The following is a 24,790-nucleotide window of genomic DNA, read 5'->3' on the forward strand; positions in this document are numbered from 1 at the left end:
TTCCGGCGCTCAGCCCGTGAGGAAGACGCTGAGTTGGCCTGACTGTCCCAGCACCGCCACCTCCGCCGCCAGGTCGGCGGGGACGTCGACGAGTACCAGCGCAGCCTGGGTGGATGACACGAACGACGTCTCCACCGGGCTGGGCAGCGTGTGGACCACGGCGTCGTCCGTCAGGATGCCGGGCACGTCAGGTCCCGCCGACACCAGGGCGATCCTGAGCCCTGGGGAGAGGATCTCCCGCAGTTGGGAGTCGTGCACGGTGATGGGCACGAGCGACCGCCCCGCTGCGGCAGGTGCGCCTGAGACGAGCAGTCCGGCTTGCAGGGTGGTGTGTGGTGACAGTTCCACGGCCGCGCTGTGCCCCACCACCTCCTCCATCAAGGTGAGCGCGTCGGCTGGGATGGCGGATGCCGGGAGCGAGTGGAGGGAGACGTCCGAGGACGTGATGGGTGCGCCGGCCGCCAGGTGGGCGGTGGTCACCACCACCTGCCCGCTGGCCTCAGCTGCGCTGGAGGCGCCGGAAAGGTGCGACACCAGGGCGAACATGCCCAGCGCGGTGAGGAGGGCGGCGAGCTTGCGCCGGTGCCAACTGATGGTGCGACGGAGCCATGCCATGCCCACCATGGTGGTCGCCACCGCCGGCGATCACCCGTTCTCCACAGGCCCGTGCCCTGCTCAGGCGGCCGTGCTGGGGGTGGAGGACGGCTTCGAGGACTCGGACGAGCTGGACGAGCCCGACGAGCTGGACGACTCCGAGGCGCTGGACGAAGCCGCCGTCGATGCTGACTTCCGCTCGGATGCGGCCTTGCTGCTCGAGGCGGCCTTGCGGGAGTCCGTGGCGTAGAACCCGGAGCCCTTGAACACGACGCCGACGGCGCTGAAGACCTTCCGCAGGTCACCTGCGCACGTAGGACACGTCGTCAAGGCAGGGTCAGTGAACTTCTGGACCGCTTCGAGTTCCTCGCCGCACGAGGTGCAGCGGTACTGGTAGGTGGGCATGTGTGTGGTTGACCTCCATCTGGGACGTCGCTCATGATAGTTCGGGAGGCCACGGCTTCCCAATGTGGGACAGGGCGCCTTCACCACAGGCGAAGAATCCGTCCTGGGTGAGCGCGCCGTCCACGGGTATGTCGTGGGGCGCGTGGGGTGCCCGGCGGAACAGTTCCTGGGTCCGCGCGAGGACCCACACCGGCGTCCCCGGCCGCCGGTGTGGCAGCGCGCGGTCGTACCAGCCGCCCCCGGTGCCGACGCGGGTGCCGTCCTGCGCGACGGCCAGACATGCTGCCACCACCACGTCCGCCCGTGCCAGCGCGGCCGCACCGAGCGGGGGCGTCGTCGGCTCGGGGATGCCACCCCATCCCGGGCCCATCTGTTCCCAGCCTCCGAAGATTGCCCAGTCGGGTCGCCTGCCCAGGCGGGGCAGGAGTACCAGCCACCCGGCGTCGTGCAGTGTGGTGATGGCCGTGCGCGTTCCGGGCTCACCCGGTCGGGACGCGTAGAGCGCCACGGTTGCGGGCCCTTTCCCGAGTGCTCCCAACAGCCACGCAGTCCGGGCCGCGTCCTCGCTGGCCCACGTGGAATCCGCCACCCGTGTGCGCTGGAGCAGGATGCCGCGCCGCAGCGCGTCCTTCGGGGCCGTGGGCAGCATGGGCATATCGTAGGGTCCATGGCTCTGTTCGGTCGCAAGAAGTCTGTGTCCCTTGTCCCCGAGGTGGGGGAGGAGGAGCAGGTCGACGTCGCATCCCCCACGCTGCCGGAGGCGCCCCCTCTTGATGCCAACGGCATGCGGGGTGTCGCGGACCACGTGTCGTATCTGCTCAGCCTGGTGTCGCCCCTCAAACCGTTCGGCATGGGGCTGCTGGAGGCCTGGAACCAGGTGATGTGTGAGGACATTGACTCCATGATCAACGTTCCGCCCAGCAACACCTCCAAGGTGGACGGCTACGCAGTCCGGGTGGCGGACATCGGCGGGGACGTCGAGAGCGTGGAGCTCGTCGGGGCCAGCGACCGCCTGGCCCCCCACACCGCCGTCCCGGTCCACGCCGGTGACATTCTGCCGCGCGGGGCAACGGCGGTGTTGCCAACGGCCTTCGGTAGCCGAAGTGACGGGCGGCTCCGCATCATCGACGCCGTGGGGGAGGGGGAGTACGTCCGCGCAGCCGGCGAGCACCTCGCCATCGGCACCAGGCTGCTCAGTGAGGGCGACGTCCTCAACGACCGGGCGATCGGCATGATGGCCAGCGCCGGCATCGACCGCGTCCTGGTGCGGCCCCGCCCACGGGTGGTGGTGGTCAGTTCCGGCGACGAGCTCGTCGAGCCGGGCAGCCAGCTCCGACACGGCGAGAGCACCGACTCCAACTCCTTCATGATTGCCGCAGCGGCGCGCGCGGCCGGTGCCACCGTCTTCCGTGTGGCGGTCCATTCCAGCGACCCTGCGGCGCTCCGGAGGACCATCACCGACCAGTTGATCCGCGCCGACCTTCTCATCTCCACCACCTCCGGCCGACGCGAGGACTACGAGGCCGTCTCACAGGCCATGTCCGAGCTGGGGCTGACCGATTCCGTGGACGTGGCCATGTCCCCGGGCCGTACGCAGACGTTTGGGCTCATCGGGGCCGAGCAGGTCCCCATGGTGATGCTGCCGGGGAACCCTGTCAGTGCCTACGTGTCCTTCCAGGCGTTCGTGTGGCCGCTCATCCGCCGCCTCGCCGGGGCGAGCGAGCACCGCACGGTACTGCGGGCGATCTCCACGACTCCTCTGAGTTCGGTGCGCGGACGCACCCAGTTGCTTCGCGGCCGGCTCGACACCAGCTCCAGCGTCCCGACCGTCTCCCGCATCTCCGACCCCCATGCCATGGCGGAGCTGTCCCGCTGCAATGCGTTGCTCGTGATGGGTGAGGACGTGGAGTCCGTTGCCGCCGGCGAACACGTCATGTGTTGGCCCCTGGACGAGATCTGAGCTGGAAGTTCGTCGAATTGCGCACCCGTTTGGTGCTGGTCGGGGTGGCGGCGTGGCCAAATGACACGCATGATGTTTAAGTAGGGGCGTGTTAGCCGGAATCGTCATCTTCGTCCTCGTCGTGGCAGGTCTGGCTTTCGGGCTGCCCTGGCTCTCCGCGCATCGCCACGTGCCTGACACCATCGACGGGGACCCGTCGCAGCGGTTCTCCGGTTCCATGCGGATCATGCACCGCGAGGTGGTGGTGCAGGCCGAGTCCGACGACGTCGTCGAGGTGTCAACACCCCTGACCCGCCGCGCCGAGCTGACGGAGCTGCGCCTGCACGCTGCAGGTGCCGCCCGGCGCCGACGACACATTGCCGTGGGGCTCGCCGTGATCTCCCTCGTGCTGGGAGCACTGTCGATGGCCGGCGTCCTGGCGCCCTGGGCCCCGGCGATCCCCGCCGGCCTCCTGATTGTGTTCCTGGGAATCGCGCGGTTCAGCGTGCGCGCCATGCAGAGGTCACTGGATGCTCGCGCCCAGAACGTGGGCGAAGGCTACGGGGACGAGGACACCGGGATCATCGACCTGGGACAGGACGAGGAGTCCATCGAGATCTCCGTGGACCTCAGCGCCCCACATCGTCCCGGCGCCCTGTGGGACCCGATCCCCGTCACCGCGCCCACCTACGTCTCCAAGCCGCTCGTGCCTCGCACCGTGCGCACCATCGACCTCTCCGCCCCCGTGGTGGCCGTCAGCGCTGTGGTACCCACCGCGGATCATCCGGACAGGGACGTGGAGGAACTGGAACTCGAGGACACCCAGCGCAGCAACCTGTACCGGATGCAGCCCCGCGCCGTCGGCGAGTGACGGGTCCGGGGTTCCCGAATCGACGTGCACCGCAGCCCGGTGGTAGCATCGTCACGCTGTTCAAGCATGGGGCTATGGCGCAGTTGGTAGCGCGTCTCGTTCGCAATGAGAAGGTCAGGGGTTCGAATCCCCTTAGCTCCACCATGTAGCGGATGCACTCCCGTCCAGGCTCCGGCCGGACGGGAGTTTTCTGTGCCCCGGCAGGCCCAGGGGTGCCCGTCACCCCGCGATGCGCACACGCCGCTTGCATCGACGAGACCACGCCGCCTATCCAGATCTTCTCGGCGATCGAGAGCGGAGTCGCGGGCATTCCACAAGCATTTTTCCGGTTTCGTGTGCGGTGAGAATAACGATTGCGAAGTCTCCTGCGTCGTGGCCTAGCATCGCGGGCACAGGTCCATCCTCCCAACGGTGGGGGCTTGTACCCCCCCCTGCCGCACGACGTGGTCGCCCCCCGACTGAGACACGTTCGTGCGACTGATAGTTGGAGAACAGAAGTAGTGAAGACCCCGTCCCCCCGCGTGGCACGCATGAGGAAGCGCCGCAAGCCCTTGGCGTTGCTCATTGCCTGTGCCCTGCTCGCCGGGCTCTTCCAGGGCTACGGCGCGGTGCTGACGCCACATCTGGCCGAGGCCACGTATGCGACAGGCGGGAACGGGCTGCACCGGGGCTCCATTGACTGGTTCGAATGGGGAGCAGCTGACGCCGCCATTCCCTCGAATGGGCTCACCAAGGTGAACACCCGCACCATCGCGGGGAGAACAGTAGCGACCACCTGCAGGATCTCCAGCATCAGCGGCGCTGGAGGCCTCAGGGCGTATCGGCCTGGAGCGTGGAAGGGTGACGGACTGGACGACCTCTACAACGTGGGTGGCACGGGCACCACCAACAGGCTGATTTCCGGGCTGGCCAACGCGACCGAGGGCTCCACCGTAACCTTCAATTTCAGCTGTGGTGTGACGCTCGACGGCGTCTCCGTCCCGCTCCAGGGACTGGTGGTGGCGGACGCCGAGCAGAGCGACAACCAGGAGTACGTCGAGGCCACGCCCGACCAGAGCGGGGCCGTCTGGCGGATCATCGACCGGTACCGCAACATCGGATGCACGCAGCAGACGACGGCGAGACTGACGGGCAACACTCTGCGGCTGTGGGGGAACGACATCACGACGGCCTGTGACGCCGGCCCCGTGGCCGTCGGCTTCATGGAGGGTGCCACAAGTGCCAAGGTCGGCCTGAAGGGTGCAGGCAGGAGCGCCATCGCACTGGGCGTCATGCTGTCGTCCAACGACTACGGTGACGCACCGGCCAGCTACGGCGAGGCGGGGGCGCTGCTGGAGACCACGTGGCAGGGTGGCGCCCTTGCCAGCGGTAACAACAAGGTCTCTGCCGAGAGTTTTGTACTCGCCACGGAGTCGCAGTCCGTGCCCCGGCTCGGCGCGATTGTCGACGCTGAGGGCGCCCAGCTGCACAGCGCAGACGCCACGGGCGACGACGACTTCGGTACTCCGGCCGAAAACCCGGTCAATGACGAGGACGCGGTCGGGCTGCTGGGCACCATCGATGTGAGGGCGGGTGGCAGCTATTCGCTGAAGAACGTGACATGCAAGGGACCCGGGTTCGTCGCGGGATGGATCGACTGGAACCGCAACGGCGTATTCGACGCGGGGGAGCGCTCCGCCACGGTGTCCTGCACCGGCGCATCGGTGAACCTCGACTGGAGCGTTCCCACTGACACCGTCAGGTCAATCGGCAAAAACCTCTCCTTCCTGCGGTTGCGCATCGCCCGGGACTCGGCCCAGGCATCCTCTCCCACAGGCATGAGTACGTCCGGCGAGGTGGAGGACCACAAGCTGAACATCGCCCTTCCAACCCTCTCCATCACCAAGACGTCGAACGCCACGGCGAACTCCCGCCCCGGCGACACGATCATCTGGACCGTCCGCGCCACCAATGTGGGCAAGAACGGTTTCACGGCGGCCTTCCCGGCGAGGCTGGTGGACGACCTCACGGGTGTTCTGGACGATGCCACCTATGGCAACAATGCGGCGGTCACGAAGGGTGGCGCCCCGTCCTACAGCTCGCCGCGCATCTCGTGGACCGGCGTCCTGGCCGTCAACGAAACAGTGGAGCTGACCTACAGCACCACCCTCAAGGCCGGAGGTGACGGCACCCTGCGCAACGTGGCGTGGGAGCCGAACAGCGCGACGAACCAGCCAACACCGGCATGCAATGCACCGGTGGGTGGCATCGATGCCGCCTCTGGCGAGTCCTGCGTTGAGTGGGCGGTGCGGCTACCGAAGCTGTCCGTCACGAAGACGGCAAACCAGAGCACCCTGCCGAAGAAGGGAACCAAGGTCACCTACACCGTGACCGTCACCAACAGCGGCCCCGGTGCCTACACGGCAACAGCCCCAGCCACAGCGCTCGATGACTTGGTCAACGTTCTTGATGCGGCCACTTATGACAACAATGCCGTCGCCACCGTGGGTGTGGTGACATATGCGGGATCCAAGCTGTCATGGTCGGGCGCCCTGCCATCCGGCGCGTCGGCGATCATCACCTACACCGTCACCTACACCTCTGCTGGTGACCAATCGTTGGTGAACAGCGTGTGCGTGCCGGTGCTGGAGCGGTTGCAGGGTGGCCTGAACGGATGCGCCAGCGTCGAGATTCTGGGTGCGAACCTGGGTACCTCGAAGACCGTGACGACCCCCGACAACCCCGTGAAGGCAGGATCGGTCCTCACCTACACGCTCCGGTTCGAGAACACCGGCAAGTCGCCCGCGACGATCGAGCACGACGACATCCTCACAGGGGTGCTCGATGACGCCACCGTTGCCACCCCGACGGCCGCCTCGGGCCTCATCGCCAGCCGGGAGGGCGACCGCATCAGGATCACCGGGTCCGTCCCCGTCAACGGAATCCGGACCGTCACGTACAAGGCAACCGTGAAGCCGGAGCGCGAACGGGGCGACGACCTCGCGAGTAACTTCCTCGTTGCGACCGGAGCCCCACCCCCCAACTCGTGCCTGCCCGCCGATACGAACTGCACCTCGACGCGCCTGCCGAACGTGAAGGCCGCCAAGTCCGTGAACCCTGCCTCCGGTGTCGCCGTCATCGGCGGAGCGGACCTCGCCTACACGCTGGTCATCACCAACAGCGGGAAGGCCACCGGCAGCGTCGACTTCACGGATGATCTCACCGACGTGCTGGACGATGCCACAGTGGGTGCGATCACCGCCACCCCCGCGGGCGTCCTCACCGCCGTCAGGTCGCCGGGTGGCCTCGTGCGCATCACCGGTTCCCTGAACGCCGCCCAGAGCGTGACCCTCACCTACCCCGTCAAGGTGAAACCGGACAGTCAGCGCCCCAGTGTCCCGACGGCGGGCCTGCGGAAGGACTTCGTGGGGAACAGGCTCGCCCCCACAGGCGCCGTGAATCCCGTCTGCGGGGTGGGTCTCGTGGTCTGCACGGACAACCCGGTCAGCTCCTGGTCGCTGGCCAAAAGTGCCACCCCCGCGACCGGTCAGTACGTGACCCCCGGGGATGTGGTCAGCTACCGCGTGACAGCGAGCAGTACCCAGGGCACCATCGCGAACGCCGTGGTGGTGGATGACCTGACCGGTGTGCTCGACAACGCAACATTCGTCGCGGGCTCCGCGACCCTGGTGATCGACGGCGGCGCCGCCACCGCGGTGCCCGGTCCCGTGGGCAATGTCCTGAGCGTCGGCCCGTTCACCATCCCGGCCGGCAGGACAGCGGTCCTCACCTACCGGGTCACGGTGACCAACAACGCCTGGTCCGGGGAACTTCGCAACGTGATCGCCGGTTCGGCCAGCAATGCGGGCACGCCGTTCCCGCCGTCGGCCTGCTTCGCCGGTCACGGCGCCCCCGGCTGCTCCACGCTTCATCCCGTCAAGGCGCACGTGTTCATCAGCAAGTGGGGTGTGGGCAGCGACGGCGCCAGGGGGCCCCTGGACGGTTCCGCTTTCGAGGTCCGCATCGACGCGCAGGGTGCGCCCGGAGCGGTGGCAGGCACGGTGGTCCCCGTCGTGGGCCGGGTCGGCCGCCTTGAAGCATCCGCGTTCACACCCGGGAACTACTGGCTCGTGGAGACGCGTGCCCCCGGCGGGTACACGCTGTTGGCCAAGCCGGTCGCCTTCACGATCGCGAGCGACGGGACCCTGGCGCTCGCGGCGGGCACCCGGCTGGCCAGACTCGATCCCGACGATCCCCAGAACCGGACCATCCGCATCTCCGACGTGGCCGCCCTCCCCCTGCCCCTGTCCGGCGGCGGAGCAGTCAACTTCGTCGTCCTCCTGATGGTAATGCTCGGCATCGGCGCCTTCGGCGTGGTGCTCATCCGTCGCCAGCTTCCCCAGCGACCCCTCCCCACGGGCTGAACCATGGCCCCCACCCAGACCCCCCGTTTGACCAACACACAAGAGGCCCCCCAGCCTTTCGGAAGGAATGCAGTCATGAACACCAACCCAAGGCGAAAGCGGGGGCTACTGGCTGGCCTTGTCGCCGCCGCCACCGCGCTGACAATCGTCTTCAGCGCCGCACCCGCCCAGGCCGATGGCCCCGTCATCGACCCGGCGGCAACGGGCTCGATCATTCTCCACAAGTTTGAGCAGCCCGTCACGGTCGGCGACGAGGGCAATGGCCTTCCGAACCCGGGCGCGACTGTCGGCCTGACCCCGCTGTCGGGCATCGTGTTCTCCGCCCAGCGCGTGAATGGCATTGACCTCACCACGAACGCCGGCTGGGAAGCCGCCGCCGCGCTGACGGTTGACGCTGCCGCGGGAGATCTCGCCGCTGCCACGTACCGGAGCAACGCCACCGACGTGGACGGCCTGGCGACCATCGCCGCCCTTCCCGTGGGCCTGTACTACGTGAAGGAAACCACCTTCCCCAACAACGTCACACCGGTGTCGCCGTTCCTGGTGACCATTCCGATGACGCACCCCACGGAACTCAACACGTGGATCTATGACGTCCACGTCTACCCCAAGAACGCCACCACTGAGGCCACCAAGTCGGTCGTCGACGCCGGTGCCGTCAAAATTGGTGACAACGCCGAGTGGACCATTTTGTCCGACGTCCCGAAGTCCCAGATCATTGACAAGTACGTGATCGTCGACGTCCTGGACCCCAAGCTGCAATTCGTCAGTGATGTGGTGTCCCTCACCGGCGCCTCCGGTGTGGTCCTGGCCCCCGCTGACTACGACGTCACCACGGCGGACAACACCCTGACGGTGACGTTCACCCCGGCGGGTCTTCTCAAGCTGGCAAGCGCATGGAGGGTCGACCCCGCAGCACGGGTGAAGGTCCTCGTCACAACCAAGGTGCTGGAAGCCGGCGAGATCACCAACGCGGCCACCATCTACCCGAACATCCGGAGCTTCGGAAGGACCACCACCCCGGTCCTCACGAAGTGGGGGACCATCGTCCTGGAGAAGGCCAACGCCAAGAACACCGATGCCAAGCTGCAGGGTGCCGAGTTCCAGGTGTTCCTGACCGAAGAGGCAGCCAAGGCCAAGACCGCGTCCGCCGCCATCAGCATCAACGGTGTCTCCACCTTCACCAGCACGGGTGTGGACGGCAGGGTCGTCATCGAGGGGCTGCGCTACAGCGGCTGGGCAGATGGCAAGGAAGTGACAACCCCCGAAGACGGATACAGGACCTACTGGATCTCCGAGATCAAGGCCCCCGTCGGCTTCGAGTTGCTCACTCAGCCCATCGAAGTGGTTGTCGACAACGTCTCCACCACCGTGGTCACCAAGCAGGTCCTCAACGTGCCGAAGAACGCCGGCTTCCAGCTGCCGCTCACCGGTGCCAGCGGCGCCACCACGCTCATCATGGGCGCGGGCCTGCTGTTGCTCGTCCTCGGCACCACGGCCGTCGTCGTGAGCCGTCGCAAGCATCGGGCCCAGGTCTGAGCACAGGCAAAGGCGTTCCTCCGCGCTGACCAGTGACCGGAGAAATGACAACAGTGGGGCGCGGGTGATCTTTCACGAGATCACCCGCGCCCCACTGTTGTCGTTGCTGCGCCACCGAGTGCCTGTAGGTTTTGCGCATGACTTCGACATCCGGCCGTCCCGTCGCTCTCGTCACCGGCTCCACGGGTGGCATGGGGCGATGCATCGTCGCTGATCTGGCCGCCACCCACGACGTGGTGGCCCTGGGTCGCAACGCTGACGTGCTCGCCGAGTTGGAACAGCTGGACGGTGTCGTCGCCCATGCAGTCGACATCACCGACGACACGGCCCTGGCTGGCGTCGTGGGGGCGCTGGGGCGTCTCGACGTGCTGCTGCACGTGGCCGCGATCTCCGTGCCCCACACCGTCGCCGACGCCACCCCACAACAGTGGCGGGAGCACTTCGAGACCAACGTGTTCGCGCCCGCAGAGCTGACGCGTCTGGGGTTGCCGCTGTTGCGCGAGTCGCAGGGCACCGTGATCTTCATCGGCTCCGGTGCCAGCACCAAGCCTGCGCCCGGCAACGCCGTCTACACGGCCAGCAAGCACGCGCTCCAGGGCATGGCCGACACGCTGCGCATCGACGAGGCCACCACCGGTGTGCGCGTCAGCACCATTGCGCCGGGGCCCACCGACAGCGGGATGCTGCGGGCCATGCAGGCAAAGACGGAAGACGGCTACGAGGCCGACCACTACATCCGGCCCGCCACCATCGCGGCGGCAGTGCGCTACGTGGTCGATGCCCCACCGGATGCGCAGCTCACCGACGTCGCGGTGCGACCCCGGATAGAACTGGCGCTCCGGAAGGACCGCTGAGGCTCAGGCCTGCATGCCACGGATCTTGTCGGCGACGTAGTCGATGTCCTTGTCGCCGCGACCGGACAGGTTCACCACGATCACCCCGTCCTCGCCCATGCCGGGTGCCAGTTTGGCGGCATGCACCAGGGCGTGCGCGCTCTCCAGAGCCGGGATGATGCCCTCGGTGCGGCACAGGAGCTGGAACGCCTCGAGTGTTTCGTCGTCGGATGCCGCCACGTACTCAACGCGCCCCACATCCTTGAGATGCGCATGCTGGGGCCCGACGCCCGGGTAGTCGAGGCCGGAGGCGATGGAGTGCACCGGGTTGGGGGCGCCGTCGGCGTCCTGGAGCAGCATGGTCTTCATGCCGTGCAGCATGCCCGGGGACCCCAGGGTCATGGTGGCGGCGTGCTGGCCCACCACGTCCAGGTTCCTGCCGCTCGGCTCGACGCCGAACATCTTCACGGACTCGTCCTCCAGGAACGCGGTGAAGAGTCCGAGAGCGTTGGATCCGCCGCCGACGCAGGCGATGAGCGCGTCGGGCAGGCGGCCCTCCTTGGCGAGGATCTGCTTGCGGGCCTCACGGCCGACGATGGCCTGGAAGTCCCGCACGATGGTGGGATAGGGGTCAGGCCCCACGACGGAGCCGATGGCGAAGAACGTGTCCTCCCAGTCGGAGGCGAACTTCCCGAAGGCGGAATCGACGGCGTCCTTGAGGCACTGCCCGCCGTCGGTGACGGAGACGATCGTGGCGCCGAGCAGTTCCATTCGCACCACGTTGGGGTGCTGCTTCTCCACGTCGATGGCACCCATGTGGATCTCGCACTCGAGGCCCAGCAGCGCCGCGGCGGTGGCCAGCGCCACACCGTGCTGCCCCGCACCGGTTTCGGCGAGCAGCTTCTTCTTGCCCATGCGCTTGGCGAGCAGCGCCTCCCCGAGGCAGTGGTTGATCTTGTGGGCGCCCGTGTGGTTCAGGTCCTCCCGCTTCAGGTAGATTCTGGCGCCGCCGAAGTGGGCGGTCAGTCGCTCCGCGAGGAACAGCGGCGAGGGTCGGCCCACGTAGTCCGTCAGGAGGGCCTCGTACTGCGCGGCGAACTCGGGGTCGTTGCGGGCCTCGGCGTAGGCGGCGGCCACCTCGGCGATCGGCGCCTCAAGGTGCGGGGGCAGGAAACGGCCGCCGTGGGCCCCGAAAAAGCCGGCCTCATCGGCGTGTACGAGTGAAGTCATGGGTGGATACTAGTGGCCCTCGAGGGGGCCGGTGTCGCACTGTTCAGGAGAGCATGCCGGGCGCCGACGTGGCAGCCGTGGCGGACCCGAATCGGCGCTGGTAGTAGGTGAGGCCATCCACCCCCGTGGCTTCCGCGGCACTGACGGTGCCCAGCAGGACGGTGTGGTCGCCGCCCGGCTCGAAGGTCACGACGTCGCAGCGCAGCCAGGCGGTGGCTCCCTCGATGCGGGGCAGTCCGTGATCGATGCCCCAGTCAACGCCCGCGAACCGGTCCGGCAGACCACGCGTGGCGAAACGGATGGCGAGGTCTGCCTGCGCGCTGGAGAGCACGCTCACGCCGATCCTGCCGGCCGAGCGGACCTGCTGGATGAGCGCTCCCCGGTTGTCCAGCGCAAGTAGCACCATGGGCGGATTCACGGACAGCGACGCGAACGCGGAGACGGTGGAGCCGAAGGGGACGCCGTCGACCATCGTGGTGATCACCGTCACCGGCGCCGACACGTGTGCCATGGCTTCGCGGAAGTCGGTCTCGAGCTGCTCGTACACGGGCTCCACGCTAGCCCAGAGTGTGAAACCCGCCCCTACTTGTTCTCGGCGGGCTCATCGCCGCTCTCGGTGTAGATGCCCGGTGCGTTGTAGATCAGCGATGCGCCGTCGGCGGCCTCCCGGAGTTCCTTGGGGGCGATGGCGTGGGCCAGGTGGTAGACGGCCACCGTCACGATGGTGCCCAGTGCAATGCCTCCGAGGGTGAAGCTGCCCGCGCTCAGCTGGACGTCGCCGATGCCGATGATGATGCCGGCCGCTGCCGGGATCAGGTTGATGGGGTTGCCGAAATCGACGTTGTTCTCCTTCCAGATCTTGGCGCCGAGCAGGCCGATCATGCCGTAGAGGACCACGGTGATGCCGCCCAGCACGGCGCTGGGGGTGGCGGAGATCACGGCCCCGAACTTGGGGGAGAAGCCGAAACCGATGGCGACGATGGCGGCCACCACGTACGCGGCCGTGGAGTAGACCCGAGTGGAGGCCATGACACCGATGTTCTCGGCGTAGGTGGTGGTGGGTCCGGCACCCACGAACGTGGCGATCATGGAGCCGGCGCCGTCGGCGGCGATGGCGCGCCCCATGTAGGGGTCCAGGTTCTCGCCGGTCATTTCGGCCACAGCCTTCACGTGCCCGGTGTTCTCGGCGATGAGGGCGATGACCACGGGCAGCGCGATGATGATGAGGGCGAGGTTGAAGTGGGGCAGGTGGAGGCCCACGACGTTGTCAGGGCTCTTCCAGACCCAGTTTGCGAGATCCGTGACCGGCGGGAGACCCAGCCAGTCGGCGGAGGCCACGCCGGACCAGTTGACGCGCAGGGCGGACGTGGCAGTGCCGTCGGCGGCGACACCCTTCAGGGGGCCGAGCACCAGATCGAACAGGAAGCTCAGCACGTAGCCGATGACCAGCGACAAGAAGATGGCGATGCGGCCCAGGAAGCCTCGCAGCCCGACGCTGAGCCCGATCACCACGAGCATCACGGTGAAGGCCAGCCACGGGTCCACGGGCCAGTACACGCCAGCCACCACGGGTGCCAGGTTGAAGCCGATGAGCATGACCACCGCGCCGGTGACCACGGGCGGCAGAGCCTTGTGGATCACACGGGCGCCCGCGAAGTGGATGATGAGGCCCACCATGAACAGCAGGACACCCACCACGAACAGGGCGCCGGTCACGTCGGCGGGGTTGCCGCCGGCAGCGTAGATGGCCGTCGAGACGCCCACGAAGGAGGCACTGGAGCCCAGGTAGCTGGGCACCTTGTGCTTGACGGCGAACAGGAAGATCAGGGTCGCGACGCCGCTCATCATGACGGCGAGCTGCGGGTTCAGGCCCATCAGCAGCGGGAAGACGAACGTGGCACCGAACATGGCCACGACGTGTTGCGCGCCGAGACCAATCGTCTTGCCCCACCCGAGTCGCTCGTGGGGCATCACCACCGCCCCCGGTAGAAGGTGTCCGTTGTTGTGGAGGCTCCAGCCCTGCATGGGTCTTCCTTTCGTCTGGCGCATGCTACGGGAAACCGGGCGGGCCCCCGGACGCGGGTTGCCGCAATGGGACTCCGGCGGTGCCGCTAGGGTTGTGGGCATGGCACGCGACGTCGTGGTGATCGGTGCAACGGTGGCAGGTCTGACCGCCGCGAGACGCCTTGCCTCCGAGGGCTTCGGCGTCACGGTTCTGGACCCCAATCCCGAGGGCGCCTCCGTGGGGATCGGGCACGGCGTCTCCGCCTGCGCCCATGCCAGCACCGTCGCCAACATGGCCGCCGCCTACGGGCCCACGTCCGCCCACGAACACGTCCGCCGCAACCTTGCAGGCATGGCCGAGATCCGTCGCGTCATCGCCTCCGGGGGGGTGGCGCACAGTGAGGTGACGCTGCAGGACCATTCGCTGGGTTTCGCACTCGCCCGCGAACTGCGCGACGTCGCAGCCCTGATCACCGACTCCGGTGCCGAGGTGGAGTTGCTGGAGATCAGCGACAACCACCGCTCCGGTGCCTGGTTGTCGTCGCAGGCCGTCGCGCTGGATCCCGCGGTCTACGGGGCCGCGCTGGCGTCGCAGGCGGCCACCGCGGGAGCCGTCATCCGCTACGACACCACGGTCACGCACCTCCAGCGCCGCGACGGGGTCTCGCTGGTGTCACACCGCAACAACCTCGCCTGGGCCCGTGAACTCGACGTCACCCGGGCGGCAGCCGTGGTCGACACCCTGGGGATCAGCCCGTGGGGTCGCATCGCCGAGGTGGCGCCGTCGCAGTGGGTGCCGGTGATCCGCTGCCGCACCGCGGAGCCCATCAACGCAGTGACGTTGCTGGCGGGGCCCCCTGTCTGGATGATCCGGCCCGACGGTGACGAGGTCATACTCCTCGGAGTCAAGACGAGCCCGGAGGCGTACCCCGGCGCCGCAGAGGAACTGCGTCGGTGGGCGACGGCGTCGCTGGGGGCCAGTGAGATGCGCGAGGCCCACATGGTGATCGATCCCAGTGACCATGGCCGGCCGGCCGCCGGTGCTTCCGCCATCCCGGGTGGTTTCTACGCCCGCGGCAATGGCCGCGGTGAACTGATGAACGGCACCGCCAGCGGAACCTGGCTGGCGTCCCTCCTCATCGGGAGCGGGCAGCACGATGTGGCGCTGCCACTGTCCTCACGAATGCGGGCACAGGCCCGTTCTGTGGGCCACCGCCTCCGTCGCCGGTGAACCGCCAGCGGGCCACCCGCTAGGTTGCGCGCTGCAGCACAGGCGTGGCGGGGTTGCGTGCCTGCGTGAAGTCGGGGTCCACGAGGACCATCCACGGCTGGATGGCGGCCTGCTGCTCTGCCGTGAGCGGGTCGCCGGTGAAGGTGAGGATGGAGGCCCCATCCCTGGCCGACGCCGTCAGGATCTGCCCGGCTCCCCCCGGGGGAAGGGCCTCGAGGATCTCGATGAGGTTCAGACGGGTGAGGGGATCCGGGTCCTCCACGTCGAGTCGAGCGTCCCAGCCCTCGCGACGCATGCGGTCGAGAACCGCTGCCACGTGTGCGTCGCCCGGCCAGAGCTGCAGCTCATCCCTGATGCGTGCGTCGAGCCGGCACGCCTCCTGCCGGGTCGCCTGATCCGTGGGGTCGAGTTGATGGGACGCCACCTGTGACAGGAAGTCGCCCGTCACCTGGCGCGCCCTCAGCAGCCACTGGTGCCAGAGCTTCTCGCTCTCGGCGGCGAGGCGGGAGCGCCGGAGCAGCGCCGCGTCCATCTGGCGCGTGCGATGGACATAGCCCGAGATGCCTGCTGCGCCGAAGACCAGGACCAGGGTCATGAGCACCTGTGTTGCAACCGCCATGATGGCGCCGTAGTGGGTGACGAACGTCGCGTGCTGCCCGAGCGTGAGGAGACTCCCCGCGAAGGCGCCCCCGAGCACGAGAGTGGCCATGGCCAGCGCCACCCGGACCCGGCGTCCGGGCAGGGCCAGGATGATCATGCAGCCGGCCAGCGATGGCACCCAGAGGTCCCAACCGTTGGTGGTCAGGGGGTCGATCCACAGGTCGTTGGCGATGATGGACAGCAACGCCAGGACACACAATCCCCAGGCCTGTGGCTCGGTCAACCCCTTCGTGCGAACGCGGTAGGCAGCCAGCGCGACGACGGAAGCCAGCACGCTCCACACGACTGCCGTTGCCGTGGTGCTGAGTCCGGAATGCGCGGCGGTGGCGTTGGCGATGCTGGCGATCATGAGGGGTGCAGGGGTCCACGCCAACCAGGCCCGTGCGTTGGGGCCCATGGTGTGGCGGGAGGGTGGCACGGAGGCTGGCCATGCGAGGGTGACCGTCGTGCCCTCGGGGCTGGAGACGACGGAGGCTGCGCCACCCACACTCTCCATTCTCGTGGCGATGGAGTTGCGCAGCCCCCACCGGCCCCGGGAATGTGAGGCGACGTCGAAGCCCGGGCCGCTGTCGCTGATCTCCACGAGGATCGCGTCCGTCCTGCTGCGCGCGTGCACCGTGGCTTCCTCGCCCGGGCAGTGCTTCATGACGTTGCGCACGGCCTCCCTGGCGGCGCCGCCCATGGCCTCGGCCACCGGCGGAGGCACGCTTCCCTGATCCACGTCCCAGATGATGTGGCATCGCTCATCGGCCAGAGCGGTTCTCAGCGCCGCATCCATGGACGTCTCCGTGGGCGTTCCGAGCTCTGGTGGAGCCTCGGACAGCTTCTGCAGGGCCCGCTCGCACAGCTGGCGCATTTCCCCGACATCGAGGGTGCTCCATGGGGCGCCGATCAGTTGCAGGCAGTGGAGCAGCGAGTCGTGCGTCTCGCGACGAAGTACCGCGGAGACGTCCAGGGCGTCGCGGGTGATGTCAGTGACGCTCGCGTTGACCTCGCGGGCGCACCGGTGTGCGATGCCTTCATCGATCATGGCGACCACCATGAGGCGTGCCAGCGCCAGCAGTGCGATGGGCGCGGCCGTGAAGAGCATTTCGAGGAGCTGGGAACGCCAGTCCACAGCGCCGGCCAGCGCCACGGCGGTGAAGCACGCGAGCATGGCGAACAGGAGGGTGGGGAGTTGTCGTCCGCGCGGGTGGAGCAGCGCCAGGTAGGCCAACGTCACACCCAGCCAGGCGTCCACGCGCCACAGGACCGATCCGTTGGTGACGTCGAGGAGTTCGCCGACGACAACCAGGATGGTGCCCAGCGCCGCGAGAATGGTGATCAGCCACGTGAGGCGGCTCGGACGCAGGCACTGGAGAATCAACAGGATCTGGGACGCCACGAGGACAAGCAGACCCAGGAGGACGAGCAGGGGTTCGTCGGCCGTGATGTCGGAGGCCAGGCGTGGGACGGCGAGCAGCGCCACGCCTGCCAGGCCCAGTTCAAAGGGCCGTTGGAAGGCGTGCTGGGAGAGGCGGGGTAGTCGCATTCCAGCGATCGTCCGCGCTGCACTGCGCCACGTCATGGACCATGGCTATCACAGGCGCGCAGACAGTCCAAGAAGTCCTCGAACGGCGTGCGCAGTCCGCCCTGCCGGATGCGGTCCTCAGATCCAGGTGCCGAACCACATGCGGGCCAGCCAAGCGGTGCGGGTCATCATCTGGTCGGTCAGAACGGGGAGGATGTAGGCGAAGTTCAGAATGATCAGTGCCACCGTGATTCCCACACCCATGGCCCGGATGCGGCGTCGTGGACCGTTGGCGGGCCCCATCAACTTCCCCATCACCATGGCCAGTGCGATGGCGGAGAAGGGAATGATCATGATGGCGTAGAAGAAGAACAGCGGGCGGTCTGCGTACTGGAACCATGGCAGCCAGACGGCGGCCACGGCCAGCACCGGGACGGCGAAGCGCCAGTCCCTCCTGCCCAGCCAGAACCAGAGGGCGGCCACGAGTGCGAACGCTGCGAGCCACCACAGCAGGGGTGTGCCCATCGCGGAGATGACACGGAGGCAGGTGGTGCCGACTGCCTCGCAGCCCTGCTGCCCGGACTCGATGCCGTTCTCGGCGTCGATACCTATGGGGCGCACCATGAACAGCCAGCCGGCGGGGTGTGCCTCGTAGGGGTGCGTGGCCTGCTTCATGCCGTCGCCGGTGTGGAAGTCGTACATGGCCACGTGGTAGTGCCACAGCGACCCCAGGGCGTTCCCGAACCGCATGACGATGGGGTCCTCAGGGTTCTCTGCGCCCCACTGCCGGTCCCAGCCGCCGCTGGTGCTGAGCCACTTGTACCAACTGGCCAGGTAAACGGGCACGGCCACCACAACGAGTTGGATGAAGGCGGCGATGCCATCACCCAGTAGTGAGAACAGCGACTTGTTGCCGGCGCCGGCGAGGCGGCGTGCACCGAGGTCCCAGATCACCGTCACCACACCGAAGACCGCCACCATGTAGATGGTGTTCCATTTCACGGCGATCGAGGCGCCGAACATGATGCCGGCGACGATGCGCCACGGCCGCCACAGCAGCAGAGGACCGTAGCGTCCCCCGAGGTCCAGGAGGTTGTTCTTCCGCAGGTGGGCCGCCAGTTTCTGGCGGAACCAGTCCCGGTCCGCGACCAGCGCTGCGATGGCGGCCACGGCAAAGGTGGCCTGGAAGATGTCGAGCAGCGCTATCCGGCTCATGACGAAGGCCAACCCGTCGAAGGTGACGAGCAGACCGGCGATGGCACCCACCAGCGTGGAGCGGGACAGTCTGCGCGCCAGCCGGATCACGAGGAACACCATGAGGGCGCCGAAGATGCAGGCGGCGATCCGCCAGCCGAACGGGTTCATGCCGAAAACCTGCTCGCCCCAGCCGATGAGGAGCTTCCCCAGCGGCGGGTGCACGATGTAGGACGGCTCGTCGAGCATCCCCGACAGGTTGCCCGACAGCACCTCGGCGTTGCGTTCGTCCTGCGGGTCCGGCCACTTCCGCTCAAAGCCGGAGACCAGGATCGCCCACGCATCCTTGGCGTAATAGGTCTCGTCGAAAATGACCTTGTGCGGGAATCCCAGGTTGATCACGCGCAGCACAAAGGCCATGACAGTGATCCCGATGGTGACGAGCCAACTAGCCCGACGATCCCGCATGCGCGCCTCGTCGAGCGCCTCCACAGTTGACAGCACGTGGAGCATTCTAGGCTGATGGCATGACTGACCAGCCAACCGGCGCACTGGTGCTCGCCGCTACACCCATCGGATCCCACCGGGACGCGAGCGAATCGTTGCGTACCCTGCTCGCCGACGCCGACGTTGTGGCCGCCGAGGACACCCGCAAGTTCGGCATGTTGCTGCGCCGTCTGCAGGTGGTTGCCGGCGGGCGGATCGTCTCCTTCTACGAGGGCAACGAGGAGGCCAGGACCGGCGAACTGCTCGACGCCATCGCGGCAGGGCAGACCGTGGCGCTCGTCACCGACGCGGGCATGCCCTCGGTCAGTGATCCGGGATACCGCATCGTGAGGGCTTGCATCGAGAAGGGTTTGCGGGTGACGGCCATGCCGGGTCCCTCGGCCGTGCTGACGGCGTTGGCCGTGTCCGGGCTACCCACGGATCGGTTCTGCTTCGAGGGTTTCCTGCCGCGCAAGTCCGGTGAGCGGCGCGCCCGGCTGACCGGTGTGGCGGCGGAGACCCGCACCATGGTGTTCTTCGAGGCCCCACACCGCCTGGCTGATTTTCTGGCCGACGCGTCCGACGTCCTCGGCCCCGAGCGGGCCGCCGTGGTCTGTCGCGAACTGACGAAGCCGTATGAGGAAGTCATCCGCGGCACCCTGGCTTCCCTGAGGCAATGGGCGGCGGACGGGGTGCGCGGCGAGGTCACCCTGGTGGTGGGCGGTGCCGAGGAACTGGTGGCCGGTGTGGACGACGCGCTGGAGTTGGTGGCCGCGCGCATCGCGGATGGTGAGAAGCTGTCCTCTGCGGTGCGATCCGTCGCCGACGTGACGGGAGCCAACCGCAAGGAGTTGTACGAGGCCGCTCTCGCGGCGAGGAAGGACAACGCGTGAACGTCATCGACGAGCTCAGGCTTCCGCCGCTGCCGGAGGCGTTGCCTTCTCCCGTGGTCGACAACCACACCCATTTCGGCTCAACCCGCGAGTTCTCGGGCCTGCAGCCGGCCGACTCCCTGGATCTGGCCAGCCGGGTCGGCGTCACCCGGGTCATCGACGTCGGTTATGACCTCGAGTCCTCCCGCGACGCCATCGCCCTGGCCCAGTCCGATCCCCGCGTCGTGGCGGCCGTGGCGTTGCACCCCAACGACGCCGCCCACATCTTCGAGCAGCAGGGACAGGAGGCGCTCGATGCCCAGCTGGCGCAGCTCCCCGCCCTGGCACGGTTCACACGGGTCCGCTCCATCGGCGAGACGGGCCTGGACCACTTCCGCACACGCAGCGAGGAAGGACGCCTGGCGCAGGTGCACTCCTTCCGCGCCCACATCGCGGTTGCCCGTGAGCTGGACCTGACGCTCATGATCCACGACCGCGAGGCCCACCAGCAGATCCTGGACGTCCTCGACGACACGACGCCGCCGGCGCGAGTGGTCATGCACTGCTTCTCCGGGGACGCCGCCTTCGCGCGGGAATGCGTCTCCCGGGGGTACTGGCTCTCGATGCCGGGCGTGTTGACCTTTGGCAGCGCCGAGTCCCTGCGGCTGGCCGCGGCGGAGGTTCCGCTGGAGAAGTTGCTCGTCGAGACCGACGCCCCCTACCTGACGCCCAAGCCGGAGCGCGGCAAACCCAACGCGCCGTACCTGCTGCCGCACACCGTGCGCTTCATGGCGGATCTGCTCGGCGTGGAGCTCGGCGCCCTGTGTGAACAGTTGGTCCGCAACACCTTCGACGCCTATGGCGGTCCCTGGGGTCAGGATGTCTGAGACAGGCCTGCTGGGCCCCAGGGCGGTGCGTCGCATCGCCGCAGAACTGGAGCTGCGCCCCACCAAGCAGCGCGGCCAGAACTTTGTCATCGACCCCAACACGGTGCGGCGGATCGTGTCCCTCTCCGGTGTCACCGCCGACGACGTCGTGCTGGAGATCGGCCCCGGTCTGGGGTCACTTACGCTGGGGCTCCTCGATGTGGCCCGCGCCGTCACCGTCGTCGAGATTGAGGAACGGTTGGCGCAACGTCTCGGGCAGACCGTCGCCGAGCGGCTTGGACAGGACGCTGCCGACCGGCTCGCGGTAGTCACCGCCGACGCCATGCGTGTGATGGAGCTCCCCGGCGAGGATCCCACCGCCGTCGTGGCGAACCTTCCCTACAACGTGTCCGTCCCGGTCCTGCTGCACCTGCTGGCCAGGTTTCCCGGCTGGAGCAAAGGCCTCGTGATGGTGCAGCTCGAGGTGGCGGACCGCCTGGTGGCGCCACCCGGCAACAAGACATACGGGGTACCCAGCGCCAAGATGGCCTGGTACGCGTCCGCCACCCGTGTGGGGACCGTCCCGCCCAAGGTTTTCTGGCCCGTCCCCAACGTCGAGTCCGGACTGGTGCGCATCGAGCGACGCGACCCACCCGTCACCGACGTCCCGCGGGAAAAGGTGTTTGCCGTCATTGATGCAGCCTTCGGACAGCGACGCAAGATGCTTCGCGCGGCCCTGGCACCCCTGATCGGTTCGGCTGCCGACACGGCGCGGGTGATCGAGGCTGCCGGGGTGGACCCACAGGCCAGGGGAGAGGTTCTGGACATCACCCAGTTCGCCGCCATCGCATCCGCCTGGGTGGGCTCGACGCCGTGATGGGCTACGTTCAGCACGTGGCCCAGGTGGTGCGGGTGCGCGTTCCCGCAAAGGTGAATCTTGCTCTGTGCGTCGGCGCGGCCGACGACACGGGGTATCACGAGCTCGGCACCGTGTTCCAAGCGCTGTCGCTGTGGGACGAACTGACCGTGGAGCCGGCGCCGCCCGGCGTCTTCAAGGTGGCCTTTCGTGGCGAGGGAGCAGCCTTCCTCCCCACCGACGACACGAACCTCGCCATCCGCGCTGCCAAGATGCTGGCTGAGCACTGCCACGTGGCGGATGCCGGCTGCATCATGCTCGTCCGCAAGCGGATTCCGGTGGCCGGCGGCATGGCGGGTGGGTCTGCAGACGCCGCGGCCGTGCTGGTGGCCTGCAACCATCTGTGGGGCAGCCCAGCCCCAGCCTCGGACTTGCGGGACCTGGCCGCGCAGCTGGGCGCCGACGTGCCGTTCCTCCTCACGGGCGGCACCGCGATTGGTACCGGGCGCGGGGACATCATCGACCCCGTCGAGTCGAGGGGGACCTACCACTGGACGTTGGCGCTGTCCCACACCGGCCTGTCCACGCCGGCTGTGTTCAGGGAGTTCGACCGGGTGGCGGAGCCCACGGCCCCGAGGATCCCCCAGGAGCTCCTCGACGCCCTGGCCGCCGGTGACGTCCCCGCCGTGGGTCGCAACCTGGTCAACCACCTCGCCGATGCCGCCATCCGCCTGCAGCCCACGCTGGGCAGCACTTTGCAGATCGGGCTCGATGCCGGCGCTCTGGGTGGGGTGGTCAGCGGGTCCGGGCCCACCTGCGCCTTCCTCTCCGACAGTGCTGAGTCCGCAGCGCTGGTGGCGGAGGCCCTCGGCGTGTTCTCGGGTGTGCGGGCGGTCCGCAGCGCTCTGGGCCCCGTCACCGGAGCCGCCCTGTGGGAGGACCATGCCGCACGATGAGGTGGACCAGGTGGTGGAGGCGTGGCGTTCGCAGCGCCCCGACCTCGCCGTTGACTCCATGCACGTGTGGTCGCGCATCCACCGGCTCTCCGCGCTGCTGGACACCCACCGGAAGCAGTGCTTCTCGGACCGCGGGCTCGAGGCGTGGGAGTTTGACGTCCTGGCCGCGCTGCGTCGAGTGGGCGAACCGCACCGCCTGTCACCGGGCAGGTTGCTGGCCGAGACACACGTCACCTCCGGGACCATGACGCACCGGATCGACCGCCTCCGCGCCCGAGGGCTCGTCACCAGGCTGCGCAATCCGCAGGACGGTCGCGGGGCACTCGTGGAGTTGACGGTGGCCGGCAGGGAGTTGGTGGACGACGCCATCGGCGCACTCATCGCCCTGGAGGAGTCGTTGTTGGGGGAGTGGTCGCCGGGGGACCGCGAAGCTCTGGCGGATCTTCTGCGACGCCTGCTCACCGACGCAGTGGCGAAGGAACCGGCCCGCGCATGAGTGGGACCTAGGCGGTCGCTGCGTCCTCGGTGTGGTTCTTGCGGCTGTCGAGCACCTCGATGATGAGCCGGGGTTCCGGCTTCAGGTGCGCCATGCCGTTCCAGGCGAGGTTGATGAGGTGGCGCGCCACCACCAGCCGGTCGGGCTCGCGGTTCTCCAGCCACTGTTGACCGGTCATGGCCACCAGTCCCACGAGCGCCTGGGCATAGAGGCCCGCGAACTGCGGGTCGTGGCCCAGCCTCGAGAATTCGGTGCCCAGAATGTCCTCCACCTGCACGGCAATGTCGCTGAGGATCGAGGCGAACGAACCACCGGGGCCCTGCAGGGAGGAGTCCCGTGCCAAAATGCGGAACCCGTCGGGGCACTGGTCGATGTAGTCCAGCAGCGCCAGCGCGCCACGTTCCAGTAGTTCGCGCGATCCGGCACCCGGGGTGGTCAGGGCGACGCGTATGGAGTCGTGCAGCGTCCGCACCTCACGGTCCACCACCACGGCGTACGCGCCTTCCTTGCCGCCGAAGTGTTCGTAGACCACGGGCTTGCTGACGCCGGCGCGCGCCGCGATCTCCTCCACGGAGGCGCCCTCGAATCCGCGTTCGGCAAACAGTTCGCGCGAGGTCACCAGAAGTTGTTCCCGTCGCTCGGCAGACGTCATCCGCACTCTGCTGCGGCGCGCTCGCGATGGGGAAGGGCTCGTCACAGGACCCAGTCTGTCATGCACGCACGAACTGACCCGCCGTCGAGGTCCCCGGACGCGGCGATCCTGAGAGGTACGCAAGCGTTGCCCGTCTGGCCGGCGTCGGTTCGGGTCCTGCAAATGCCTTCTGGCCAGCTCAGAGCCTCGGTTCAACCCTCAAGCGAAGCTGAAGGAATCCTTTGGATTTCACAGGGTTGGATGTTAGTTTGCTTGTCGTTCCAGAACCAGGGGGTTGACGATGTTGAAGCGTTCGCTGCAAGTGATGTTCGTGGCGTTGTTCGGTGCCGTTTTCGGTGTCGTGTCGACGCAGGGCGCCAGTGCGCTCGAGCCAACGGTGTACAACCAGCCGGGCGATCACCTCGTCAATGGTCGGTACTGGAAGACCTCGTGCGAGATGTATTCCACATCAGTGGTGCGCTGCCGCACGGAAATCTGGGCCACAAAGGTGGTCAAGGCCAACGGCGCCTACTACAACCACAACGGTTGGGTGTTCAACAACCTGACGTACCTGCCCTCCAGCCGTAGCGCGTGGAAGGGCAACCCTCTGGCCACCCCGGATGGCCGGTGGACCGCCAAGGACGGGCACCAGTGGAAGACCGAGTGCGGCACCGCCGCCACCGGCAAGAACGGCTGCCGCTCCTACGTCTTGTCCCGCAACGTGGTCAGCACCGGCGGCAAGTTCGTGTCGCAGAGCGCCTGGGTCTTCAACAACATCGTGCAGTTCAGCACCTCCACCCTGCCTGCGCAGACGAAAATCCTGCCGAAGGCACCAGCACTGAAGGGCGTCCCCGTGGAGAAGCCCTTCAGGGCGCCCGTCGCCGCCCGCGCCTCCAGCGGTTCCCTCAACCTGGCCCGCGAGGCCATGTGGGACCGCATCGCCCGCTGCGAGTCCACCAACAACTGGAGCATCAACACCGGCAACGGTCACTACGGAGGACTGCAGTTCAACCTGCAGACGTGGCGCTCCGTCGGCGGCACTGACTTCGCGGCCTACCCGCACCAGGCCAGCCGCGCCGAACAGATCACGGTGGCCAACCGCCTCTACGCCAAGCGAGGCACCCAGCCCTGGAGCTGTGCCTGACCAAGCAGCGTCACTTACCGGCCCCGTCGATCCATTCGGCGGGGCCGTCTGCATGTCTGCGTGTCGACAT

The 24,790-nt window shown here is 67.9% G+C and carries 21 protein-coding genes and 1 tRNA gene; 13 read left to right on the forward strand and 9 right to left on the reverse strand.

All coding sequences use genetic code 11. The annotated features are described in order from the left end of the window. Window positions 1–9: 9 nt before the first annotated feature. Genes EAX62_RS06070 through EAX62_RS06080 form a run of 3 tightly spaced genes read right to left on the reverse strand, consistent with a single transcriptional unit; the run spans window position 10 to window position 1,648 of the window. Entirely contained in the window at window positions 10–615 is a 606-nt protein-coding gene (locus EAX62_RS06070; protein WP_158600564.1) for an SAF domain-containing protein, read from the reverse strand. Window positions 616–675: 60 nt separating this feature from the next. Beyond that, window positions 676–999 carry an FmdB family zinc ribbon protein gene (locus tag EAX62_RS06075; RefSeq protein ID WP_121900687.1) on the reverse strand — a complete coding sequence of 108 codons (324 nt, stop codon included), beginning with the start codon at window positions 997–999 and terminating at the stop codon, window positions 676–678. A gap of 31 nt (window positions 1,000–1,030) precedes the next feature. After that, window positions 1,031–1,648, reverse strand: a complete 618-nt coding sequence (locus EAX62_RS06080; protein WP_199711131.1) for a 5-formyltetrahydrofolate cyclo-ligase — start codon at window positions 1,646–1,648, stop codon at window positions 1,031–1,033. 18 nt (window positions 1,649–1,666) lie between these two features. On the opposite strand from EAX62_RS06080, the gene EAX62_RS06085 reads away from it, so the two are divergent. The 6 genes from EAX62_RS06085 (at window position 1,667) to EAX62_RS06110 (ending at window position 10,605) form a co-directional block, all read left to right on the forward strand. After that, window positions 1,667–2,959: a molybdopterin molybdotransferase MoeA gene (locus EAX62_RS06085; protein WP_121900689.1), complete on the forward strand. Its 1,293-nt coding sequence runs from the start codon at window positions 1,667–1,669 to the stop codon at window positions 2,957–2,959. A gap of 88 nt (window positions 2,960–3,047) precedes the next feature. Beyond that, window positions 3,048–3,809 (forward strand): hypothetical protein, encoded by a 762-nt coding sequence (locus EAX62_RS06090; protein ID WP_121900690.1) that lies wholly within the window; start codon window positions 3,048–3,050, stop codon window positions 3,807–3,809. Window positions 3,810–3,877: 68 nt separating this feature from the next. Further along, window positions 3,878–3,953 (forward strand) — tRNA-Ala (locus EAX62_RS06095). A 386-nt stretch (window positions 3,954–4,339) separates the two neighbouring features. After that, window positions 4,340–8,212, forward strand: a complete 3,873-nt coding sequence (locus tag EAX62_RS06100; RefSeq protein WP_147454033.1) for a CshA/CshB family fibrillar adhesin-related protein — start codon at window positions 4,340–4,342, stop codon at window positions 8,210–8,212. Between the two features lie 75 nt (window positions 8,213–8,287). Then, window positions 8,288–9,751, forward strand: coding sequence for a SpaH/EbpB family LPXTG-anchored major pilin (locus tag EAX62_RS06105; protein WP_158600566.1), 1,464 nt, complete (start codon window positions 8,288–8,290; stop codon window positions 9,749–9,751). Between the two features lie 137 nt (window positions 9,752–9,888). Beyond that, window positions 9,889–10,605, forward strand: a complete 717-nt coding sequence (locus tag EAX62_RS06110; RefSeq protein WP_121900693.1) for an SDR family oxidoreductase — start codon at window positions 9,889–9,891, stop codon at window positions 10,603–10,605. A 3-nt stretch (window positions 10,606–10,608) separates the two neighbouring features. Here EAX62_RS06110 and trpB read toward each other — a convergent pair whose 3' ends face one another. The 3 genes from trpB to EAX62_RS06125 are packed head-to-tail and all read right to left on the reverse strand — an operon-like array spanning window position 10,609 to window position 13,839. Next, the gene (gene trpB / locus EAX62_RS06115) at window positions 10,609–11,814 is read right to left on the reverse strand and encodes a tryptophan synthase subunit beta (protein ID WP_121900694.1); all 1,206 of its coding nucleotides are present in this window, start codon (window positions 11,812–11,814) and stop codon (window positions 10,609–10,611) included. 43 nt (window positions 11,815–11,857) lie between these two features. Next, window positions 11,858–12,361 (reverse strand): flavin reductase family protein, encoded by a 504-nt coding sequence (locus EAX62_RS06120; protein ID WP_199711132.1) that lies wholly within the window; start codon window positions 12,359–12,361, stop codon window positions 11,858–11,860. A 35-nt stretch (window positions 12,362–12,396) separates the two neighbouring features. Continuing rightward, window positions 12,397–13,839 (reverse strand): uracil-xanthine permease family protein, encoded by a 1,443-nt coding sequence (locus tag EAX62_RS06125; RefSeq protein WP_121900695.1) that lies wholly within the window; start codon window positions 13,837–13,839, stop codon window positions 12,397–12,399. 100 nt (window positions 13,840–13,939) lie between these two features. Between EAX62_RS06125 and EAX62_RS06130 the strand changes: the two genes are divergently transcribed. Continuing rightward, window positions 13,940–15,049, forward strand: a complete 1,110-nt coding sequence (locus EAX62_RS06130) for an FAD-dependent oxidoreductase (protein ID WP_158600568.1) — start codon at window positions 13,940–13,942, stop codon at window positions 15,047–15,049. A gap of 19 nt (window positions 15,050–15,068) precedes the next feature. On the opposite strand, the gene EAX62_RS06135 is transcribed toward EAX62_RS06130, so the two are convergent. Together EAX62_RS06135 and EAX62_RS06140 are read right to left on the reverse strand one after the other, a co-directional pair. Then, window positions 15,069–17,240: a sensor histidine kinase gene (locus EAX62_RS06135; RefSeq protein ID WP_121900696.1), complete on the reverse strand. Its 2,172-nt coding sequence runs from the start codon at window positions 17,238–17,240 to the stop codon at window positions 15,069–15,071. A 117-nt stretch (window positions 17,241–17,357) separates the two neighbouring features. Next, complete coding sequence (locus EAX62_RS06140; protein WP_121901049.1) at window positions 17,358–18,914, reverse strand: dolichyl-phosphate-mannose--protein mannosyltransferase; 1,557 nt, start codon at window positions 18,912–18,914, stop codon at window positions 17,358–17,360. A 26-nt stretch (window positions 18,915–18,940) separates the two neighbouring features. Here EAX62_RS06140 and rsmI point away from each other — a divergent pair, with 26 nt between their 5' ends. Genes rsmI through EAX62_RS06165 form a run of 5 tightly spaced genes read left to right on the forward strand, consistent with a single transcriptional unit; the run spans window position 18,941 to window position 22,945 of the window. Beyond that, window positions 18,941–19,792: a 16S rRNA (cytidine(1402)-2'-O)-methyltransferase gene (gene rsmI, locus EAX62_RS06145; protein WP_121900697.1), complete on the forward strand. Its 852-nt coding sequence runs from the start codon at window positions 18,941–18,943 to the stop codon at window positions 19,790–19,792. After that, window positions 19,789–20,658: a TatD family hydrolase gene (locus EAX62_RS06150; RefSeq protein ID WP_121900698.1), complete on the forward strand. Its 870-nt coding sequence runs from the start codon at window positions 19,789–19,791 to the stop codon at window positions 20,656–20,658. Before rsmI ends, EAX62_RS06150 begins: the two co-directional genes overlap by 4 nt. After that, window positions 20,651–21,514, forward strand: a complete 864-nt coding sequence (rsmA, locus tag EAX62_RS06155) for a 16S rRNA (adenine(1518)-N(6)/adenine(1519)-N(6))-dimethyltransferase RsmA (RefSeq protein WP_121900699.1) — start codon at window positions 20,651–20,653, stop codon at window positions 21,512–21,514. Before EAX62_RS06150 ends, rsmA begins: the two co-directional genes overlap by 8 nt. After that, window positions 21,514–22,449, forward strand: coding sequence for a 4-(cytidine 5'-diphospho)-2-C-methyl-D-erythritol kinase (locus tag EAX62_RS06160; protein WP_121900700.1), 936 nt, complete (start codon window positions 21,514–21,516; stop codon window positions 22,447–22,449). Before rsmA ends, EAX62_RS06160 begins: the two co-directional genes overlap by 1 nt. Next, on the forward strand, window positions 22,436–22,945 hold the full coding sequence (locus EAX62_RS06165; RefSeq protein ID WP_121900701.1) for a MarR family winged helix-turn-helix transcriptional regulator: 510 nt from the start codon (window positions 22,436–22,438) through the stop codon (window positions 22,943–22,945). Before EAX62_RS06160 ends, EAX62_RS06165 begins: the two co-directional genes overlap by 14 nt. Before the next feature lie 7 nt (window positions 22,946–22,952). On the opposite strand, the gene EAX62_RS06170 is transcribed toward EAX62_RS06165, so the two are convergent. Beyond that, window positions 22,953–23,597, reverse strand: a complete 645-nt coding sequence (locus tag EAX62_RS06170; protein WP_121901050.1) for a TetR/AcrR family transcriptional regulator — start codon at window positions 23,595–23,597, stop codon at window positions 22,953–22,955. 280 nt (window positions 23,598–23,877) lie between these two features. Here EAX62_RS06170 and EAX62_RS17375 point away from each other — a divergent pair, with 280 nt between their 5' ends. Further along, window positions 23,878–24,720 (forward strand): transglycosylase family protein, encoded by an 843-nt coding sequence (locus EAX62_RS17375; protein WP_121900702.1) that lies wholly within the window; start codon window positions 23,878–23,880, stop codon window positions 24,718–24,720. Window positions 24,721–24,790 lie beyond the last annotated feature (70 nt).

The sequence above is a fragment of the Tessaracoccus antarcticus genome, from assembly GCF_003688855.1.
Taxonomy (GTDB): Bacteria; Actinomycetota; Actinomycetes; order Propionibacteriales; family Propionibacteriaceae; genus Arachnia; species Arachnia antarctica.

Coding starts and splice junctions, on each gene's coding strand:
- EAX62_RS06070 (WP_158600564.1), bottom strand. CDS start 615: ATGGCATGGCTCCGTCGCACCATCAGTTGGCACCGGCGCAAGCTCGCC.
- EAX62_RS06075 (WP_121900687.1), bottom strand. CDS start 999: ATGCCCACCTACCAGTACCGCTGCACCTCGTGCGGCGAGGAACTCGAA.
- EAX62_RS06080 (WP_199711131.1), bottom strand. CDS start 1,648: ATGCTGCCCACGGCCCCGAAGGACGCGCTGCGGCGCGGCATCCTGCTC.
- EAX62_RS06085 (WP_121900689.1), top strand. CDS start 1,667: ATGGCTCTGTTCGGTCGCAAGAAGTCTGTGTCCCTTGTCCCCGAGGTG.
- EAX62_RS06100 (WP_147454033.1), top strand. CDS start 4,340: ATGAGGAAGCGCCGCAAGCCCTTGGCGTTGCTCATTGCCTGTGCCCTG.
- EAX62_RS06105 (WP_158600566.1), top strand. CDS start 8,288: ATGAACACCAACCCAAGGCGAAAGCGGGGGCTACTGGCTGGCCTTGTC.
- EAX62_RS06110 (WP_121900693.1), top strand. CDS start 9,889: ATGACTTCGACATCCGGCCGTCCCGTCGCTCTCGTCACCGGCTCCACG.
- trpB (WP_121900694.1), bottom strand. CDS start 11,814: ATGACTTCACTCGTACACGCCGATGAGGCCGGCTTTTTCGGGGCCCAC.
- EAX62_RS06125 (WP_121900695.1), bottom strand. CDS start 13,839: ATGCAGGGCTGGAGCCTCCACAACAACGGACACCTTCTACCGGGGGCG.
- EAX62_RS06130 (WP_158600568.1), top strand. CDS start 13,940: ATGGCACGCGACGTCGTGGTGATCGGTGCAACGGTGGCAGGTCTGACC.
- EAX62_RS06135 (WP_121900696.1), bottom strand. CDS start 17,240: ATGCGACTACCCCGCCTCTCCCAGCACGCCTTCCAACGGCCCTTTGAA.
- rsmI (WP_121900697.1), top strand. CDS start 18,941: ATGACTGACCAGCCAACCGGCGCACTGGTGCTCGCCGCTACACCCATC.
- rsmA (WP_121900699.1), top strand. CDS start 20,651: ATGTCTGAGACAGGCCTGCTGGGCCCCAGGGCGGTGCGTCGCATCGCC.
- EAX62_RS06160 (WP_121900700.1), top strand. CDS start 21,514: ATGGGCTACGTTCAGCACGTGGCCCAGGTGGTGCGGGTGCGCGTTCCC.
- EAX62_RS06165 (WP_121900701.1), top strand. CDS start 22,436: ATGCCGCACGATGAGGTGGACCAGGTGGTGGAGGCGTGGCGTTCGCAG.
- EAX62_RS06170 (WP_121901050.1), bottom strand. CDS start 23,597: ATGACGTCTGCCGAGCGACGGGAACAACTTCTGGTGACCTCGCGCGAA.
- EAX62_RS17375 (WP_121900702.1), top strand. CDS start 23,878: ATGTTGAAGCGTTCGCTGCAAGTGATGTTCGTGGCGTTGTTCGGTGCC.